The following is an 18,306-nucleotide window of genomic DNA, read 5'->3' as shown; positions in this document are numbered from 1 at the left end:
GCCGACGTCCGCGCCCGTCAATCCTGCCCTGCAATCCTGCCCCGGCCTGAGTGCTGCGCTTTTTTCAGCGCGAAGCCTCGCGCGCCGAACCCACGCGTCGCGCGCGTCGGCCGCCCGAGGTGACCCGGTGCAGCACGATCCCGGCCAGCATCGCCACGCCGAACACGATCGCCGAGTCGATGCCGGCGGCGAGCGAGACCAGCGCCGGACCGGGACAATAGCCCGCCAGGCCCCAGCCGATGCCGAACAGCGCGGCGCCCGCCAGCAGCGGGCGGTCGATCGCCTGGTACGTGGGCACCTGGAAGCTGCCGGCGAACACGGGACGCGGACGACGCAGGATCCCGCGGAACGCCAGCACGGTGACGCACACCGCGCCGGCGAACACGAACAGCAGCGTGGCGTCGAACGCACCGGCCAGGTCGAGGAAGCCCAGCACGACGGTGGGGTCGGTCATGCGCGAGACCGCCAGCCCCACGCCGAACAGCGCGCCCGCCGTCGCCGCGATGACGAGCTGCCTCATGGCGCACCGCCCAGCGCGTGCCGGGTGACGAAGACGGTGAGGAACGCCGTCCCCATGAACACGAGCACGGCGACGAACGAGCGCTTCGACAGCCGGCCCAGGCCGCACACGCCGTGGCCGCTGGTGCAGCCATTGCCCAGGCTGGTGCCATAGCCGACCAGCACCCCGGCGAGCAGCAGCATCGGCGGGCTGGCCGGCGACGGCGTGGCCTGGCCGAGCAGGTGCATCGTCAGCGCGCCGGCGCCCATCAGGCCGGCCAGGAAGGCCGCACGCCAGGCGCGGTCGCCGCTACGGCTCAGCAGTCCGCCGAGGATTCCGCTGATGCCGGCGATGCGACCCAGTCCCAGCAGGAGCAGCGCGGCCGCCAGGCCGATCAGCACGCCTCCGGCCAGGCCTGCGAGCAAGGTGGACGCGATCCAGGCGGACGCGAACCAGGCGGGCAAGTCAGGCATGGACTCGGATTCCAGAAACGGGCAAGCCGATAGTGTGCGCCCGCCGCATCGATGCGCGCGAGCGGGCCGGTGTCCCGCGGCCGCGGCGGCCCGTCAGTCCAGCAGTTCTTCCAGCACCGGCCACACATGGTCACGCAGCGCAGGCTGCGCCTGCGCGGTGGGATGCAGGTTGTCGGACTGGAAGCGGCTGCGGTCGCGTGCGATCGGCTCGAGCAGGAACGGGACGAACGCCGTCTCGAACAGCGCGGCCAGTTCGTGGAAATTGCGCTCGAAACCGCGGGTGTAGGCGGCGCCGTAATTGGGCGGCAGGCGCATGCCCACCAGCAGCACCTTCGCGCCCACGCCCTGCGCGGCGCCGATCATGCGCGCCAGGTTGCGCCGGGTGTCCGGCAGCGGCAGGCCGCGCAGGCCGTCGTTGGCGCCCAGTTCGATGATCACCACGCTGGGCCGCACGCGGGCGACTTCAGCCACGATGCGCGACGCGCCGCCGGCGGTGGTCTCGCCGCTGATGCTCGCATTGACCACGCGCCAGCCGGGATGGGCCTGCGCGATGCGCTGTTCGGTCAGCGCGACCCAGCCCTGCGCGGCCTCCAGGTTGTACGCCGCCGACAGCGAGTCGCCGAACACGAGCACGGTCGGTGGCGCCTGCGGCTGCACCGTGGCGGGGATCGGCGCGGCCTGCCCCAGCGCGGGCAGCACCAGCATGAATGCGGCCAGCAGGCGCGCGGCGCGGAGCATGCGGCCGGCGGCCGCGGCAGGAAGCAAGGAATTCATGGCAGCCTTATCGCACAGGGATGCTCGTCATTGGAAACCCTGCCGGTCGTCACTGGGCACCACGGCAGGGGATGGCTTGAACGCGTTGCCCGCGCCCGCAGGTACTGTTCTGATGCGCGGGACACAGTGCATCGGGACGCAGTGCATGGGTGGGCAACACGGGCATGCGGCGGGATTGCCGTCTGCGCGCCTTCGCCGCCTGCCGGGCTGACTGCCCTGCTTCCCGCTTGCTGCCGCTTTCCGGCCCACGTCGTGGGCCATCACGCTCTGATGGACATTGCCGATGAACCAGGCCGACCCCTCGATGCTGCACGCAACGCCGTCCCCCGCCCCGCGCGACCGCCCGCACGCCCTGGAGGTCAGCGGCCTGGGCAAGCGCGTGACGCTGCCGACGGGTGAACTGACCATCCTGGACGACATCGGCTTCGTGATCGAGCCCGGTGATGCGGTCGCGATCGTCGGCGCGTCCGGCTCGGGCAAGAGCACGCTGCTGGCGCTGATGGCCGGGCTCGACACGCCCACCAGCGGCCGCGTCGTGCTGGATGGCGCGCCGATGTCGAGCCTGGACGAGGACGGCCGCGCGCGCGTGCGCGGCGAGAAGGTCGGTTTCGTGTTCCAGAGTTTCCAGCTGCTGCCCTCCCTGACCGCGCTGGAAAACGTGATGCTGCCGCTGGAACTGCGCGGCGACGCCGACGTGCAGGCGCTGGCGCGCGCCATCCTCAACCAGGTCGGCCTGGGCGAGCGGCTGTCCCATTACCCGCGTCAACTGTCCGGCGGCGAACAGCAGCGCGTGGCGCTGGCGCGCGCATTCGTGACGCGGCCGTCGCTGCTGTTCGCGGACGAGCCGACCGGCAACCTCGACACGCGCACCGGGCAATCGATCATCGAACTGCTGTTCGATCTCAACGCCGCCGCCGGCACCACGCTGGTGCTGGTCACGCACGACGAACACCTCGCCAGCCGCTGCGGCCGCCTGCTGCGGCTGGACGGCGGCCGGCTGGTGCCGGCATGAGCGCCGCGTCCCCGCGCGGGAGCGGCAGCCTGCGTGCGGCCGCCGGGCTGGCATGGCGCCAGCTGCGTCGCGACCTCAAGTCCGGCGACATCCGCATCCTGCTCGCCGCCCTGGTGCTGGCGGTGGTGGCGGTCACCGCGGTGGGTTTCGTCACCGATCGCGCCGCGCGCGCGCTGACGATGGAAGCCAACCGCCTGCTCGGCGGCGATGCGGTGCTGCGCGGCGACCGCCCGATCGAAGGCGCGGCGCGCGACGCCGCGCGGAGCGGCGGCCTGCGCGTGGCCGACACGGTCGAACTCACCAGCATGATCCGCGTCGGCGATGGCAACACCGCCAACCTGCGCCTGGGCGACGTGCGCGCGCTGGGCGCGGGCTTCCCGCTGCGCGGCACCTTCCGCGTGCGCGGCGTCGACGATGCCGAGCGCACGCTCGCGCAGGTGCCCGTGGCGGGCACCGCCTGGCTCAGCCGCGCCGGCGCCGACACGCTCGGCGCGCGCCTGGGCGACAGCGTGCACGTGGGCGAATTGAAACTGCGCCTGGTCGGTTTGGTGACGCAGGAACCCGATGCGTCGATGGATTACTTCAACGTCGCGCCGAAGGTGTTCATCAACCTCGCCGACCTGCCGGCCACGGGCCTGGTGCAGGAAGGCAGCCGGCTGGGCTATCGCCTGGTCGTCGCCGGCGACGCGGGCGCGGTGGAGAAATTCACGAAGATCGCCCGCGACAATCTCGGCCGCGGCCAGCGCCTGGAAACCATCGGCCAGGCGCGACCCGAAATCCGCTCGGCGCTGGACCGGGCCGGGCGCTTCCTCGGCCTGGCCGCGCTGGTGTCGGTCGTGCTGGCGGCGGTGGCCGTGGCCATGGCGGCGCGGCGCCACAGCGCGCGGCACTTGTCGGGCGCGGCGGTGATGCGCTGCCTGGGCGCCAGCCAGCGCACGCTGGTGGCGATCCACGTCGGCGAGATGCTGCTGCTGGGCCTGCTGGCCAGCGCACTGGGGGTGGCGATCGCGTTCGCCTTGCAATGGGCGATCGGCGGCTGGCTGGGCGGCGTGCTCAAGCTGTCCATTCCGCCCGCGGGCTGGATGCCGGCGCTGCAGGGCCTGGGCGTGGGGATGGTCGTGCTGCTGGCCTTCGGCGCCCCGCCGGTGCTCGCGCTGCGCCGCGTGTCGGCGCTGCGCGTGCTGCGTCGCGACCTGGATGCCACCGAGCCCAGCGCGTGGGCGGTGGCCATCGCCGGCATCGCGGGCCTGGCCGCGCTGCTGTGGTGGAAGGCGGGTTCGGCGACGCTGGCCACCGCGATGCTGGTCGGCATCGGCGCGACGCTGGCGGTGCTCGGCCTGCTGGCGTGGCTGCTGATCCTGCTCGTGCGCCACCTGCGGCCGCGCCTGCGCGGCAGCCTGCGCTACGGCCTGGCCAACGTCAGCCGTCGCGCGGCCACGAGCATCGCGCAGGTGTCCGCGCTGGGCCTGGGCCTGATGGCCTTGCTGCTGCTGACCTTCGTGCGCACCGACCTGCTCGACCGCTGGCAGCTGTCGCTGGCCAAGGACGCGCCCAACCGTTTCATCATCAACGTGCAGACCGACCAGGTGGACGGCGTGCGCGAATTCATCCGCGCGCAGGGCGTGGCTCCGCCGACCCTGTTCCCGATGGTGCGCGCGCGCCTGGTGGCGCATAACGGGCGCACGCTGGCGCCGGCCGATGCTGCAGGGGCTCCCGCGTCCGCCGGTGAGGGCGATGACGCCGACCAGGTGCGTGCGCAGCGCCGGCGCGAGCGCGAGTTCAACCTGTCCACGGTCGCCGCCGTGCGCGCGGACAACCGCATCGTTGCAGGCAAGTTCTGGCAGGGCCAGGCCCACCCCGCGCCGCAGTTCTCGGTGGAGGAGGACTTCGCCGAGTCGCTGGACTGGAAGGTCGGCGACCGCATCGCCTTCGACGTCGCCGGCCGCCGCGTGGAAGCACCCATCACCAGCCTGCGCAGCGTCGACTGGGAAAGCTTCCGGCCCAACTTCTTCGTGGTCGCTTCGCCCGGCACGCTGGATGGCCTGCCCGCCAGCCACATCACGGCGGTCAGCGTGCCGGCCTCGCGCCCGCGCTTCACCGCGGAGCTGGTGGCGCGCTACCCGAACCTGTCGGTGATCGACGTGGAAGCGGTGCTGCAGCAGGTGCGCGCGACCGGCGACCAGGTGTCGACCGTCGTGCAGGTGGTGTTCTGGTTCTCCTTCGCCGCCGGCCTGCTCGTGCTGATGGCCGCGATCAGCGCCAGCCAGGACGAACGCCTGCTCGAGGGCGGCGTGATGCGCGTGCTCGGCGGCAGCCGCCGCCAGCTGCGGATGGCGCAGGCCTCCGAATTCGCGGCGATCGGCCTGCTGTCGGGACTGGTGGCGGCGATCGCGGCCTCGATCCTGTCCGGCGTCGTTGCCAAGCAGGTCTTCGACCTGCCGTGGACCGCGAACTGGACGCTGGCCGCGGTCGGCGGCGGGCTGGGCATGTGCGCCGCGCTGGCGGCAGGCCTGTTCGCCACGCGCCGCGTGCTCGACGCGCCACCCAGCGTGACGCTGCGCGAACTGCAGGGCTGAAACGGGACGGCGATGGCGGGTCGAGACCCGCCGCTCCAGATCATTCGGATTCGACTGCAGGTGCATAGGGCGGGTCTTGACCCGCCGCTCCAGGTCATTCGGATTCGACGGCCTCGCGGTGCGCAAGCATGGCGATGGCGGGTCAAGACCCGCCCTATCCGCGTTGGCGTCAGCCGAGCTTGCGCGAGGCGTCCGCCGGAATCGCATCGGGCGGCATCGCATCGGACGGCGCGGCCTCCGGCGGCGGCTCCCAGCCGAAGATGCTGCGGCCGCCCAGGGCGTGCGAATCGCGTCGCTCCTGCGCGATCAGGGCCTGCACGCCGGGCCCGGTCGCCGTGCGTTCGAGCCGGCGCGCCTGTTCGTCCAGGCGGGCGATCGCGGCCAGCTGCTCATCGCGGCCCAGCTTCGCGTTGCGGACCGCCGTCTTGAGCACGCCGATGGTGTGGTCGTAGACCCGCGTCGGCACCGGGAACGGGTGGCGGTCCTTGCCGCCGTGCGCCAGTGAGAACCGGGCCGGGTCGCTAAAGCGGCACGGCGCGCCGTGCATCACCTCGGCCACCATCGCCAGCGCGCGCACGGTGCGCGCCCCGACGCCCGGCACCTGCAGCAGTTCGGCGAAGTCGCGCGGTCCGCACTCAGCGGCCGCGGCCAGCGCGCCGTGCAGCCGGCGCACGACGACATCCCCGTCGCGCACGTCGTGGTGATCGGGCATGGTGAGGTGCGGCAGCAATTCCAGTTGCGGCGCGTCGGGCTCGGGGCGGGCGATCGACGTGCGGCCCTCGATGCGCGCCGCTTCGCATGCGATGGCATGCGGGCCCAGCTCGCGCAGCAGCGCGACTTGTGCCGTGCGTGAGTCCTGGGCTCGCCGGTCGGCGAGGTTGACGATGCGTCCCTGCCCCGGGCCTTCGATGGCCGCGTGCGGCGCATCGACGAAACTGCGCAGGTCCTCCGAAAGCCAGTGGTAGCGGCGCGCCTGTCCGCGTGCGCCGTTCATGCCCTGCTGGACCACCACCCAGCGCGCGTCGTCGGTCACGATGAAGCCATGCAGGTACAGGTCGAAGCCGTCCTGCACGGCCGCGCTGTCGACCTTGGCGACGAGCCGGCTGGCCTGCGCCAGTGCAGCGCCGTCGATGCCCACCCGCTCGCCGATGGCGTGCAGTTCCGCCGGCGTCGCCCGCGAATGCCGGCCGCGGCCGCCGCACACGTGCACGCCCAGTTCGCCCGACAGCGGCGCCAGGCCGCGCTTGAGCGCGCCAATCACGCTGGTGGTGATGCCGGAGGAATGCCAGTCCATGCCCATCACGGCGCCGAAGGACTGGAACCAGAACGGATGCGCCAGGCGGCGCAGCAGTTCGTCGCGGCCGTAGGTGTGGACGATGGCCTCGCACATCACCGCGCCCAGGCGCGTCATGCGATCGGCCAGCCAGCGCGGCACCCGCCCGCCATGCAGGGGGAGGTCGGCGCTGCCGCTGCGGCGGCTCACGTGGAAGCGTGGGAGGACGACATGGGCGAAGGATGACGCGGCGGGGTCTCACCGGCTACGACGGGATCGGGCGGATCGGGCGGTGGGGTGAATGATTCAGCGGCGTGGCGCGGGGCTTTGGATCGCGACGCTGGTCGAGCGTTGGAGTTGGCTTGTGCGGGATTTTGCAGTTGATCTTGGGCGACGCGGCTATCGGTGGCCCCCATCCCAACCTTCCCCCGCGGAGCGGGGGAAGGAGCTGATTCGACGCGATCGGTGGCCCCCATCCCAACCTTCCCCCGCGGAGCGGGGGAAGGGGCTGATGCGCGGCGATCGTTGGCCCCCATCCCAACCTTCCCCCGCGCAGCGGGGGAAGGGGCTGATTCGGCGCGATCGTCGGCCCCCATCCCAACCTTCCCCCGCGGAGCGGGGGAAGGGGCTGATTCGGCGCGATCGGTGTCCCCCATCCCAAACTTCCCGGCCAGCAGGCACAGCCTGCTGGCGTTCGATGACGCGCGGACCAGTGGTCCGCAAACGCGTCCTCTCACCCCCCGCGGAGCGGGGGAAGGGGCTGATTCGGCGCGATCGTTGGCCCCCATCCCAACCTTCCCCCGCAAGCGGGGGAAGGAGCTAGATGGTCAGCTAGTGCCTGCGCGCCTGGTCGCCGCGGTCGCCCTGCCCTTTGGGGGCGGCGCGCTTGGCGGGCTTGCGGGTGTCCTGCGCCAGCGACTTGCCCAGGTCGTCTGACTCGACGATGCGGCCCTGTTCGTCGCGACGGATCAGGCGCTTGTCGCCGTTGGGTTCGATGAGTTCGCGCTTGCTCGAAGCCATGGGAGTTTCTCTACTCGGAGGCTCCAATGCTGGTGCGTCGTCGGTGAATCGCCAGCGAAAGCGGCCATTGTCGGCACGACCGCGCAGCAGCCTGGCCCGGGGCTTTCAACAGCGAAGCTGACAGCAGGGCGCGGCCGGTGGCAGGTCAGCCCTGCACGACGTGCTCAGCGCCGCGCCACCGCCGGCCGTTTGCGCGGCGCGTCGGAGCGCGCGATGGGCCGCTCGGCGGCGATGACTTGGACCTGGTTGCGGCCGTTGGCCTTGGCCAGGTAGCACATCTCGTCGGCACGCAGCAGCAGCGCGCGCGGCGCCAGCGCGCCGTTGCGGAAGGTGACCATGCCGATGCTCGCGCCCACGTCGAACTCCTGGCCCTGCCAGGGAAAACGGAACTCGCTGATCGCCGCGCGGATGCGCTTGGCGACCACGCGCGCCTCCGAGGGCGTGCAGTGCGTCAGCAGCATGGCGAACTCGTCGCCGCCCAGGCGCGCGAGCGTGTCGTGGTCGCGCAGGCTGCGCTGCAGCAAGGCGGACAAGGTGCGCAGCAGTTCGTCGCCGGCGAAATGCCCGCCGTTGTCGTTGACGGCCTTGAAGCGGTCCAGGTCCAGGTACAGCAGCGCATGCGGCGTGCCGTGTTCCTGCGCGTTGATCACGGCGCGCTTGAGGCGGGATTCCAGTGCGCGCCGGTTGAGCACGCCGGTCAGGGCGTCATGGGTGGCGTGGTAGGTCAGTTCGTCGGTGATGCGGCGGGCCGCGGTGACGTTGCGGAAAGCCAGCACCCAGCCGATCGGGGGTTCCAGCGCCTGCACGTCGGTCGGCACGGTGGGGCGCTGCGTGTCGAACAGCGGCGTCAGCGTGGCCTCGATGAGCACCTGGTGCTCGTCGCGCCGCACCAGTGTCGTGACGACGGCATCGTTGGTGCGCGGCGCGAGCAGGTCCACCTGCCGGCCCTGCGAATCGCGCAACCGCACGACCTCATGCAGGGCCTGGCCGATGCAGTCGGACTCGGCCCAGCCGGTGAGGTGCACGGCGCCCAGGTTGATGTCGGTGATCAGGCCTTGCGCGTCGACGACCACGACCCCGTCAGGCAGTGCCTGCAGGGCGCTGCGTACGCGATCGATGTGCGCGCGGCAGCCGGCCAGTTCATGCCGGGCTTCCGCCAGTTGTGCGCGCAGCGCAGTAAGGGAGGCGGCGTCACCCTCCGTGGAGGCGTCGTCAAAGCGTTCCATGCCGCGAAGTTACCGGCGCAAAGTGCAAGACCGGGTGAGTTTTTACGGCCGGTTGGCGCGCGTTCGGAAACGATGCCTCGGTTCGTGCGGCACGTCACGCCATGAACGGTACCGCGGTCACTCAGTGACGCGTGCCGGCGTCCTGGCAACAGGCCCGCACGCGTTCGACGATGTCCATCCACGCCGGTGCGGACGGACTGCGCAGCCGCTCCCAGGTCGCCGCCAGCATGGGTTCGATGTCGTTCCAGGGCGCATGCGCGCATTCTTCGCGCGCCACGCGCAACATGACATCGAACAGTGGTGCGTCGTGATTCGGTCCGCTGCGGACGTTCATCAAGTTCCCCTGGCGGCCAAACGTGAAGGCCACGTGATCAGGTTTACTCCCGTCCAGGCGCAAGGGCAAGATCCCCATGGGGGAGGGGCTGAACATTCACCTCGAGGGTGCCCGGGGACAGGGCCAGCCCCGTTCAGGACCTCGGCCTCCTAGGAGGCCGCCGCGTTCACGTTCAAGGCGGCGGCGTGAAAGGCGATGTGCTCGCCGATGAAGCTGGCGACAAAGTAGTAGCTGTGGTCGTAGCCCGGCCGGCGCAGGAGCTGCAGCGGGTGGCCGCTGTCCCGGCAGGCGGCCTCGAGCAGCTCGGGACGCAGCTGGGTGGCCAGGAACTCGTCGGCTTCCCCCTGGTCGACCCGGATCGGCAGCCGCTCGGCCCGGGGCGCCCGCACCAGCTCGCAGGCATCCCAGGCCGCCCAGGCCTCCCGCGGTTCGCCCAGATACTCGCCCAGGGCCTTCTCGCCCCAGGGCACCCGGCTGGGCGCCACGATCGGGGAGAAGGCCGACACGCTGCGGTAGCGCCCGGGATGGCGCAGGGCCAGCACCAGCGCGCCGTGGCCGCCCATGGAATGGCCGCTGATCGCGCGCGCCCCACCGGCGGGGAAATGCCCCTCCACCAGCGGGGGCAGTTCATTGGCCACATAGCTGTGCATGCGGTAGTGGCTCGACCACGGGGCGCGGGTGGCGTCCACGTAGAAGCCCGCCCCCAGGCCGATGTCGTAGCCGTCCGCATCCGGGACGCCCTCGCCCCGCGGACTGGTGTCGGGTGCGACCAGGATCAGGCCATGGCGGGCGGCGTGTTCCTGCGCGCCGGCCTTGGTGATGAAGTTCTGCTCCGTGCAGGTCAGGCCGCTGAGCCAATACAGCACCGGACACGGGCCCTCGGCGGCCTGCGGCGGCAGGTACACCCCCAGCCGCATGTCGCAGCCCAGCACGTGCGAGCGGTGGCGCCAGACTTCCTGCGTGCCGCCGAAGCTGGCGTGCGATTCGATCCGTTCCATGGCCGCGCGTCAGTCGAAATGGATGACGGTGCGGATCGATTCGCCGGCGTGCATCAGCTCGAAGGCCTCGTTGATGCGTTCCAGTGGCAGGGTGTGGGTGACGAAGGGATCCAGCTCGATCTCGCCGCGCATCGCCTGCTCCACCATCCCCGGCAGCTGCGTGCGCCCTTTCACGCCGCCGAACGCGCTGCCGCGCCAGACCCGGCCGGTGACCAGCTGGAACGGACGGGTGCGGATTTCCTGGCCGGCGCCGGCCACGCCGATGATGACGCTCTCGCCCCAGCCCTTGTGGCAGCACTCCAGCGCCGAGCGCATCACGTCGACATTGCCGATGCACTCGAAGGAGAAATCGACGCCGCCGTCGGTCATCTCGACGATGACGTCCTGGATCGGACGCGCGTGGTCACGCGGGTTGACCACGTCGGTGGCGCCCATCTGGCGGGCCAGTTCGAACTTGCCCGGATTGGTGTCGATGCCGATGACGCGACCGGCCCGCGCCTGCCGCGCGCCCTGGATGACGGCCAGGCCGATGCCGCCCAGGCCGAACACCGCGACGGTGTCGCCGGGTTTCACCTTGGCGGTGTTGTGGACCGCGCCGATGCCGGTGGTGACGCCGCAGCCGAGCAGGCAGACCTTCTCGTGCGGCGCCTCGGGATGGATCTTCGCCAGCGAGATCTCCGGCACCACCGTGTACTCGCTGAAGGTGCTGGTGCCCATGTAGTGGTGCAGCATCCGGCCCTGGTAGCTCAGCCGGCTGGTGCCGTCGGGCATCAGGCCGCGGCCCTGGGTGGCGCGCACTTTCTGGCACAGGTTGGTCTTGCCCGACAGGCAGAATTTGCACTCCCGGCATTCGGCCGTGTACAGCGGGATCACGTGGTCGCCCGGCTGCAGCGAGGTGACGCCCTCGCCCACCTCGACCACCACGCCCGCGCCTTCATGGCCCAGCACCACCGGGAACAGGCCTTCGGGATCCTCGCCGCTGAGCGTGAACGCATCGGTGTGGCACACGCCCGTGTGGGTGATGCGCACCAGCACCTCGCCGGCGCGCGGCGGTTCCACGTCGATCTCCACCACCTGCAGCGGCTGGCCAGCGGCGAAGGCGACGGCGGCTCGGGATTTCATGCGGACTCCGGGGGCGTGGGGAGGCTGCGGTATAGAACGCGCGGCGGCCAATGGCAAGCACGATCGCCGGCCCTATCGCCGGCACGATCGCAGGCACCGCATCGCGATGCGGCAACCCGCGCCGGTCAGGCCAGCGCGCGCATCCAGTCGGCGGCGACGTCGAGTACCTCGTCGAGCACCTGCGCATCGGTCCGGCCGCTGCGCGCGGGCACGTGGAAGGAATGATCGGCGGCCTCGACGGCATGCAGGCGCGCACGCGTGGCCAGCCGCGCCACGACGGGCACCAGCAGGTCCGGCAGGGCCAGTTCGTCACGCGTGCCCTGCACGAACAGCATCGGCAGGGCGACATCGTCCAGGTGCTGCGCGCGCGCCACGCCGGGCTTGCCGGCCGGGTGCAGCGGGAAGCCCAGGAACACCAGCCCGGCCACGCCCGGCAGGCCGCCCTCGGCCTGCGCCTGCGAGCTCATGCGTCCGCCGAAGGACTTGCCGCCGGCGAACAGCGGCAGGCCCGGCCAGCGCGCGCCGGCCTCGGCCACCGCGGCCCGCACGGTGGCCTGCGCCAGGCGGGGCGGATCGGGCCGTCGCGAGCCGCGTTCCATGTAGGGGAACTGGTAACGCAGCACGGCGATGCCGCGCGCGCACAGCCCCTGCGCCGCCGCGGCCATGAAGGCATGGTCCATGCCCGCGCCGGCGCCGTGGGCCAGCACGAGCACGGCCCAGGGTTGTTCCGGCACGTCGGCGCGTGCGCTCACGCGCGTGTCGGGCGCGACCTGGAAGGTGAAGGGAGCAGCAGCGGCCATGGCGTCACTCCGTGCGGGCCATCAGTCTGCGCGCCGTTCCCGGCGCCGGGTAGTGCGCCGCTGATGCCGCCCTCGTCGTCGCGGCCGACAGCGCGGGCGGGATCGCCGGCGAGATCGCCACTGGCGCCCACGCGCCGCCCATGCACGATTGGGTATCGTGGCCCGGCTGCCCTGGTGGACCCCGCATGGCCAAGCTCCGCGAATACGCCGACAAGCGCAGGTTCGACGCGACGCCCGAGCCGCCGCCGGCCGAAGCCGCCGCGGGCGAAGGGCCGCTGATGTTCGTCATCCAGCAGCACCGCGCCAGCCGGATGCACTACGACTTCCGGCTCGAATGCGATGGCGTGCTCAAGTCATGGGCGGTGCCCAAGGGGCCGTCGCTCGACCCGGCGGACAAGCGGATGGCGGTGCTCGTCGAGGACCACCCGTTCGACTACGGCTCCTTCGAGGGCGTGATCCCGCCACGCCAGTACGGGGCCGGCGAAGTGATCGTCTGGGACTGCGGCGTGTACAGCCCGGACGAGGACGGCACCTGCTTCCACGACCGCGAGCAGGCGCAGGCGCGCGTGCGCGCCGGCATCGAGGCCGGCAAGCTCAGCATCCAGCTGCGCGGCGAGAAACTGAAGGGCTCCTTCGCCCTGGTACGCACGAAGGAAGCCAAGAGCTGGCTGCTGATCAAGCACAAGGACCGCTTCGTCTCCAAGGACGATGTCACCGCCCACGACCACTCCGTGCTGAGCGGCGCCAGCGTGGCCGAGATCCGCCTCGTGCCGGTGCACCGGATGCCGGCCGAACGGCTGGTGCCGCGCGGGCCGCGGCGCGCGATGCCGGCGAAGATCGAACCGATGCTGGCCGAACTGGCCGACAAGGTCTTCAACCACGAGGACTGGACCTGGGAACCCAAGCTCGACGGTTACCGGGTGATGGCCTTCATCGACGCCGACGGCGTGCGCCTGCGCTCGCGGCGCGGGCTGGAGATTGCCGGCGCCTTCCCGAACCTGTCGCAGGAGCTGCGCCAGCAGGCCAGCGGCGGCGTGGTGCTGGACGGCGAGCTGGTCACCTTCGATGCGGCCGGCCGGCCCTCGTTCAACGCGCTGCAGAACCGCTTCCAGCTCAAGAACGCGCGCGACATCGCCGCCGCCGACAAGGCCACGCCCACCCTGCTGTTCGCCTTCGACCTGCTGCACTACGAAGGCATCGACCTGCGCCAGCGCCCGTACGCGGATCGCCGCCGTTACCTGTCCCAGTGCCTGCTGCCCTCGCCGCTGGTGCACCTGGTGCATGCGGTGGACGACGGCGTGGCGCTCAACATCGCCGCGCTCGCCAGCGGTTTCGAGGGCGTCATCGGCAAGCGCCGCGACAGCCGCTATGAAGCCGGCCGGCGGTCCGCGGCGTGGATCAAGGTCAAGCCACGGCGCAGCGCGGACTTCGTCATCGGCGGCTACACGAAGGGCAAGGGCGCGCGCGAAAGCCTGGGCTCGCTCATCGTCGGGTATTGGGAGGAAGGCCACCTGGTGTGCGCCTCGCACGTCGGCTCGGGCTTCGACGACCGCACGCTGGCCACGCTGCGCAAGCGCCTGGACGCGCTGACCACGCGCACCTGTCCTTTCGACCCCAAGCCCGCCGTCAACGGGCCGGTGACTTGGGTGCGCCCCGAACTGGTGGCCGAGGTCAGCTACCACGAGTGGACCGGCGATGGGGCGCTGCGCGCGCCGGTGTTCGAGCGGCTGCGCGACGACATCCGTCCCAGCACGGTGGTGCGGGTGGACCATGGCGAGCTGGCGCTGCAGCGTCCGGCCTATGTCGAAAAGACCGTCGGGAAGAAAACTGAAAAACCGGTGCGCGAGTCAGCCCGCGCGTCCGCGTCCGCCACCGGCAACGGAAATGGCAACGGGAACGGCGACGCCAAGCCCACGGCCACGACCGGCCGCGCCAGGCCGCGCAGCGCGGACGCGAAGACGACGGCGCGGACCGATATGCCACTGCCCGAAACCACGGACATCAGGTCGGTGCTCGACCAGCTCGAAAGCCCGCGCAAGACGCTGACCCTGGAGGTGGGACCGCACCGCATTCCCCTCTCCCACCTCGACCGCGAGTACTGGCCGGAGTACCCGCCGCTGCACCAGCCCGCGCAGACCAAGCGCGACCTGCTGCGCTACCTGGCGCAGGTCTCGCCGCTGATGCTGCCGCACCTGGTCGACCGCCCGCTCACCATGATCCGCATGCCCGACGGCATCGGCGGCCAGCGCTTCTTCCAGAAGCACTGGGCGCAGAAGCGGCCGGATTTCGTTGAGACCGTCACCGTGTACTCGAGCAGCAAGGACGAGGACCACGAGTACCTGCTGTGCAACAACCTGCCCACCCTGCTGTGGCTGGCCCAGTCGGGCACGCTGGAGTTCCACGTCTGGCATTCGCGCGCCGCGCCCGGCCCCGATGCCGCCTCCCAGGCCACCGACTACGCCACCTCGGAGCAGTCGCTGGAAGCATCCGTGCTCAACTACCCCGACTACGTGATCTTCGACATCGATCCGTACATCTACTCCGGGCTGGAGTCGCCCGGCGACGAGCCCGAGCTCAACACGGTGGCGTTCGAGAAGGGCAAGCAGATCGCGTTTGCGCTGCGCGAGCTGCTGCAGGGCATGTCGCTGGAACCCATCGTCAAGACCTCCGGCAAGACCGGGCTGCACGTGTTCGTGCCGGTGCGCCGCACGCTGGACTTCGACGGCGCACGCCATGTCAGCGAGCTGGTCAGCCGCCACCTGATGCGGCTGCATCCCAAGGACATCACCATGGAATGGAGCATCCCCAAGCGCACCGGCAAGATCTTCATGGACCACAACATGAATGTCCGCGGCAAGACCTTGAACGTCGCGTATTCGCCGCGCGGCGCGGCCGGCGCGCCGGTCTCCATGCCCCTGAGCTGGGAGGAATTGGCGCGTGCACATCCGCTCGACTTCCGGCTGACTAATGTGCTAAAGCAGTTGTCCCGCACCGGCGACCGGTGGCGCGACGCGCTCACGCACAAGCAGGACTTGGCCAAGGCCCTGGGCGGCGCGGGCACGTGACCCCAGCCCTTGCGGGCGCCGGTCGCGGCGGCCACCAGATGTTCGGCAACGAATGAAACTGGCACCGGTTTTTCTCCGATCCCGGCGCCGGCACCGACAACCCGATCCGCAACACCACCGCCGCCGCGCCACCACCGGCGCACGGCGAGAGGGAGGCCTGACATGGCTGCACGTTCGATTGCGTCGCTGACCGTTTCCTTCGGCCTGGTCTCCATCCCGGTCAAGCTCTATTCGGCCACCGAGGCCAGCCAGAAGATCTCCTTCAACCTGCTGCACAAGACCTGCGGGTCGCGGGTGAAGTACCAGACCATGTGCGCCCGCGAGGAGATCCCCATATCGCGCGACGAGATCGTCAAGGGCTACGAGTTCGCCAAGGACCAGTACGTGATGTTCGACGCCGACGAGCTCAAGGCACTGGAGGAGGCCGGCAGCCACAGCGCCGACATCGACGAGTTCGTGCCGATCTCGGCCATCGACCCGGTGTATTTCGACAAGGCCTACTACATCGCGCCCGACAAGGGCGGCGCCAAGCCCTACGCCCTGCTGGCCAAGGCCCTGCGCGACGCCAAGCGCTGCGCGATCGGCCGCTGGGCCGCGCGCGGCAAGCAGTACATCGTGATGATCCGCCCCGTCGAGCACGGGCTGGTGATGCAGCAGCTGCTCTACGCCAACGAAGTGCGCTCGATCAACGACATCGACATCCCGCGCACCGACGTCAAGGACGCCGAGCTCAAGCTGGCCCAGCAGCTGATCGAACAGCAAAGCTCCAGCACCTTCGATCCGGAGCAGTACAAGGACGATGTCGCCGAGCGCATCGAGGCGGCCGTGCAGAAGAAGGTGGAAGGCGAGGAGATCACCATGGCCGAGGAACCCGAAGGCGGCGCGCAGATCATCGACCTCATGGAAGCGCTGCGGGCCAGCCTGGAGAAGAAGGGCGGCGCGCCGGCGAAGAAGGCCGCCGCGGGCGCCAAGGCCAAGCCGGCGCGCAAGCCGGCCGAGCGCGTGGCCGCGGCCGAAGTGCAAAGCGAGCCCGCCAAGCGCAAGGGCACGCGGCGGGCGAAGTGATCCATGCATCAATATGGCGTGCGTGAAGTCGAGAAGCTGCTCGGTCTGTCACGCGGCACCCTGCGCTCGCTCATCAATGCCGGCTTCGTCGTGCCCGCGCGCGGGCCGCGCAACGCGCTGCAGTTCTCCTTCCGCGACCTGATCGTGCTGCGCACCGCGCAGGCGCTGGCGGCCGCGAAGCTGCCCAACCGGCGCATCCTGCGCGCGCTGCGCGAACTGCGCACGCGCCTGCCGGAGGAAATGCCGCTGTCGGGCCTGAGCATCGCCGCCTTCGCCGACCAGGTGGTCGTGCGCGAGGGCGGCAACCGCTACCAGGCCGAGTCGGGCCAGTACCTGCTGTCCTTCGAAGGCGACCCGGCGCAGGGCCAGCTGCGCGTGATCCAGGCCAGCGTCGCCACCGCACCGGCTTCGACGCCGGCGCCGGCCGCCGCCGGCCCGGACTGGCACGCCAGCGCGCTCGCCCTGGAGCACGAGGATCCGGCGGGCGCTGTGGAGCTGTACCGGCGCGCCATCCAGCACGATCCCGCGCGCCTGGAGGCGCGCATCAACCTGGGCCGGCTGCTGCACGAGCTGGAGCGCAACGAGGAGGCGCTCGCGGTGTACCGCGAGGCCGCCGCGCAGGCCGGCGCGGACGCCCTGCTGCATTTCAACCTGGGCGTGCTGCTCGACGACATGGAGCGCCGCGCCGAAGCCATCCAGGCCTACCGCGCCGCGCTGGACGCCGACCCGCTGCTGGCCGACGCGCACTACAACCTGGCGCTGCTGCACGAGACGCTGGAGCAGCCGCGCGAAGCGATCCGGCACATGGCCCAGTACCGGAAGCTGCAGAAGCAGTCGACCTGAGCGCCCCTTCCCCGCAAGCGGGGAAAGCTTGGGATGTGGGCCGACGATCGCCGCGCCGCCAATCCAGCGCATTGGGCGGGTCTTGACCCGCCACCTGGTCGCCAACAGGAGGCGTGCCCGGGCTACGAGCCGGGGCTTGCCCCATTTCCGCCGGCACGTCTTGGCCGCGAACGGGACAACGCAATGGTGTGAGTTCGACGCGGATCCAGATCACCGCCAGTGGGGGCAGGACCACCGCCGCGACACCGGCGGGTCAAGACCCGCCCTATTCGGTTGCTCTCACGCATACCATCATCCAGCTCCAGACATTGCCGGCGTTCGATGACGCGCGGACCAGTGGTCCGCAAGCACGTCCTCTCACCCCCCGCGGAGCGGGGGAAGGGGCTCATGCGGCCTCAGCCCGCCACGTGCCGGCGCACGAAGGCGACGTACGCGTCCATCCACTTCTGCACGAAGCCGCGGCTGGCCTCGCCGATCTTGCCATCGGCGTCGAAGAAGCCCTCCTTCGCCTGCAGGAAGGCTTCGGGCTGGCCGAGCGTGGGCACGTCCAGGTAGGCCAGCACGTTGCGCAGGTGCTGCTGGGCCAGTGCCGTGCCGATCGCGCCGACGGAAATGCCGATCACGCCGGCGGGTTTGTTCGCCCATGCGCTCTTGCCGTAAGGGCGCGAGGCGTGGTCGATGGCGTTCTTCAGCACGCCCGGCATCGAGCGGTTGTACTCGGGCGTCACGAACAGCAGGCCCTGCGAGCGGCTCACCTCGTCCTTCAGGCGCAGCACGTTGGGGTGCTGGTTGGCGTCGTCGTCCTGGTTGTAGAGCGGCAGGTCGCCGATCTGCAGTTGCTGGAACTCGAAGTCCGCCGGGCCCATCGCGCACAGGGCGTTGGCGAGCTGGCGGTTGAAGGACTCGCGGCGCAGGCTGCCGACGATCACGGCGATACGGGTCTGGCTCATGCGGGGCTCCGGCAGTGGCGGGGAAACCGGGAGTGTGGACGGGCCGACGTTACGCAGAGGCAGTCGTGCGCCGGCGGGTACGACGGGGGGCCGGGCGGACCTCCCCGTCCGGAGCTTCCTCCGGACCAGGCGCGGAGCCCGTGGGCTCCAGCATCGCGCCTCGGAGAGGCTCCGGCGGAGGTCCGGCGGGTTCGCGCGGACCCCGGCGGTGTTCGCGAGGACCCGGTGCAGGGTTCGGGCGGATCCCAGGGCTCCTCGCGGGGAGTCCGGCCGGGC

16 protein-coding genes are annotated in these 18,306 nt (G+C 71.0%); 5 read left to right on the top strand and 11 right to left on the bottom strand.

Annotated features, from left to right (window positions below):
* Positions 1-64: 64 nt before the first annotated feature.
* The 3 genes from I8J32_RS09665 to I8J32_RS09655 all read right to left on the bottom strand — a co-directional run bounded on the left by I8J32_RS09665 (position 65) and on the right by I8J32_RS09655 (position 1,746).
* Positions 65-520: a DUF6691 family protein gene (locus tag I8J32_RS09665; RefSeq protein ID WP_200611466.1), complete on the bottom strand. Its 456-nt coding sequence runs from the start codon at positions 518-520 to the stop codon at positions 65-67.
* Positions 517-972 (bottom strand): YeeE/YedE family protein, encoded by a 456-nt coding sequence (locus I8J32_RS09660; protein WP_207526526.1) that lies wholly within the window; start codon positions 970-972, stop codon positions 517-519. The genes I8J32_RS09665 and I8J32_RS09660 overlap by 4 nt, the downstream gene beginning before the upstream one ends.
* 93 nt (positions 973-1,065) lie before the next feature.
* Entirely contained in the window at positions 1,066-1,746 is a 681-nt protein-coding gene (locus tag I8J32_RS09655) for an arylesterase (protein ID WP_245156290.1), read from the bottom strand.
* A gap of 283 nt (positions 1,747-2,029) precedes the next feature.
* Here I8J32_RS09655 and I8J32_RS09650 point away from each other — a divergent pair, with 283 nt between their 5' ends.
* Together I8J32_RS09650 and I8J32_RS09645 are read left to right on the top strand one after the other, a co-directional pair.
* On the top strand, positions 2,030-2,758 hold the full coding sequence (locus tag I8J32_RS09650; RefSeq protein ID WP_245156289.1) for an ABC transporter ATP-binding protein: 729 nt from the start codon (positions 2,030-2,032) through the stop codon (positions 2,756-2,758).
* The gene (locus tag I8J32_RS09645; protein ID WP_200611464.1) at positions 2,755-5,334 is read left to right on the top strand and encodes an ABC transporter permease; all 2,580 of its coding nucleotides are present in this window, start codon (positions 2,755-2,757) and stop codon (positions 5,332-5,334) included. The genes I8J32_RS09650 and I8J32_RS09645 overlap by 4 nt, the downstream gene beginning before the upstream one ends.
* 169 nt (positions 5,335-5,503) lie before the next feature.
* Here the strand turns inward: I8J32_RS09645 and I8J32_RS09640 are convergent, their stop codons facing one another.
* The 7 genes from I8J32_RS09640 to I8J32_RS09610 all read right to left on the bottom strand — a co-directional run bounded on the left by I8J32_RS09640 (position 5,504) and on the right by I8J32_RS09610 (position 12,107).
* Positions 5,504-6,745, bottom strand: coding sequence for a DUF763 domain-containing protein (locus tag I8J32_RS09640; RefSeq protein WP_407061023.1), 1,242 nt, complete (start codon positions 6,743-6,745; stop codon positions 5,504-5,506).
* A gap of 693 nt (positions 6,746-7,438) precedes the next feature.
* The gene (locus I8J32_RS09635; protein WP_200611460.1) at positions 7,439-7,627 is read right to left on the bottom strand and encodes a hypothetical protein; all 189 of its coding nucleotides are present in this window, start codon (positions 7,625-7,627) and stop codon (positions 7,439-7,441) included.
* Between the two features lie 164 nt (positions 7,628-7,791).
* A complete protein-coding gene (locus tag I8J32_RS09630) occupies positions 7,792-8,853 on the bottom strand; it encodes a diguanylate cyclase domain-containing protein (RefSeq protein WP_200611458.1) in 1,062 nt (353 codons plus the stop codon).
* A gap of 121 nt (positions 8,854-8,974) precedes the next feature.
* Positions 8,975-9,187, bottom strand: a complete 213-nt coding sequence (locus I8J32_RS09625; RefSeq protein ID WP_200611452.1) for a hypothetical protein — start codon at positions 9,185-9,187, stop codon at positions 8,975-8,977.
* A 149-nt stretch (positions 9,188-9,336) separates the two neighbouring features.
* Positions 9,337-10,185 (bottom strand): S-formylglutathione hydrolase, encoded by an 849-nt coding sequence (fghA, locus tag I8J32_RS09620; RefSeq protein ID WP_200611449.1) that lies wholly within the window; start codon positions 10,183-10,185, stop codon positions 9,337-9,339.
* Between the two features lie 9 nt (positions 10,186-10,194).
* The gene (locus I8J32_RS09615) at positions 10,195-11,307 is read right to left on the bottom strand and encodes an S-(hydroxymethyl)glutathione dehydrogenase/class III alcohol dehydrogenase (RefSeq protein ID WP_200611447.1); all 1,113 of its coding nucleotides are present in this window, start codon (positions 11,305-11,307) and stop codon (positions 10,195-10,197) included.
* A 125-nt stretch (positions 11,308-11,432) separates the two neighbouring features.
* Positions 11,433-12,107: an alpha/beta hydrolase family protein gene (locus tag I8J32_RS09610; protein WP_200611444.1), complete on the bottom strand. Its 675-nt coding sequence runs from the start codon at positions 12,105-12,107 to the stop codon at positions 11,433-11,435.
* A gap of 185 nt (positions 12,108-12,292) precedes the next feature.
* Here I8J32_RS09610 and ligD point away from each other — a divergent pair, with 185 nt between their 5' ends.
* The 3 genes from ligD to I8J32_RS09595 all read left to right on the top strand — a co-directional run bounded on the left by ligD (position 12,293) and on the right by I8J32_RS09595 (position 17,080).
* Entirely contained in the window at positions 12,293-15,172 is a 2,880-nt protein-coding gene (gene ligD, locus I8J32_RS17640) for a non-homologous end-joining DNA ligase (protein ID WP_245156288.1), read from the top strand.
* Positions 15,173-15,334: 162 nt separating this feature from the next.
* On the top strand, positions 15,335-16,237 hold the full coding sequence (ku, locus tag I8J32_RS09600; protein WP_207526525.1) for a non-homologous end joining protein Ku: 903 nt from the start codon (positions 15,335-15,337) through the stop codon (positions 16,235-16,237).
* A 3-nt stretch (positions 16,238-16,240) separates the two neighbouring features.
* A complete protein-coding gene (locus I8J32_RS09595) occupies positions 16,241-17,080 on the top strand; it encodes a tetratricopeptide repeat protein (RefSeq protein ID WP_200611431.1) in 840 nt (279 codons plus the stop codon).
* 395 nt (positions 17,081-17,475) lie between these two features.
* On the opposite strand, the gene I8J32_RS09590 is transcribed toward I8J32_RS09595, so the two are convergent.
* On the bottom strand, positions 17,476-18,030 hold the full coding sequence (locus tag I8J32_RS09590) for an NADPH-dependent FMN reductase (RefSeq protein ID WP_200611428.1): 555 nt from the start codon (positions 18,028-18,030) through the stop codon (positions 17,476-17,478).
* Positions 18,031-18,306 lie beyond the last annotated feature (276 nt).

Origin of the sequence: Lysobacter solisilvae (assembly GCF_016613535.2) — a bacterium.
Lineage (GTDB): Bacteria > Pseudomonadota > Gammaproteobacteria > Xanthomonadales > Xanthomonadaceae > Agrilutibacter > Agrilutibacter solisilvae.
Note: the sequence above shows the minus strand (reverse complement) of the source record. Positions and strands in the feature narration are given on the sequence as shown.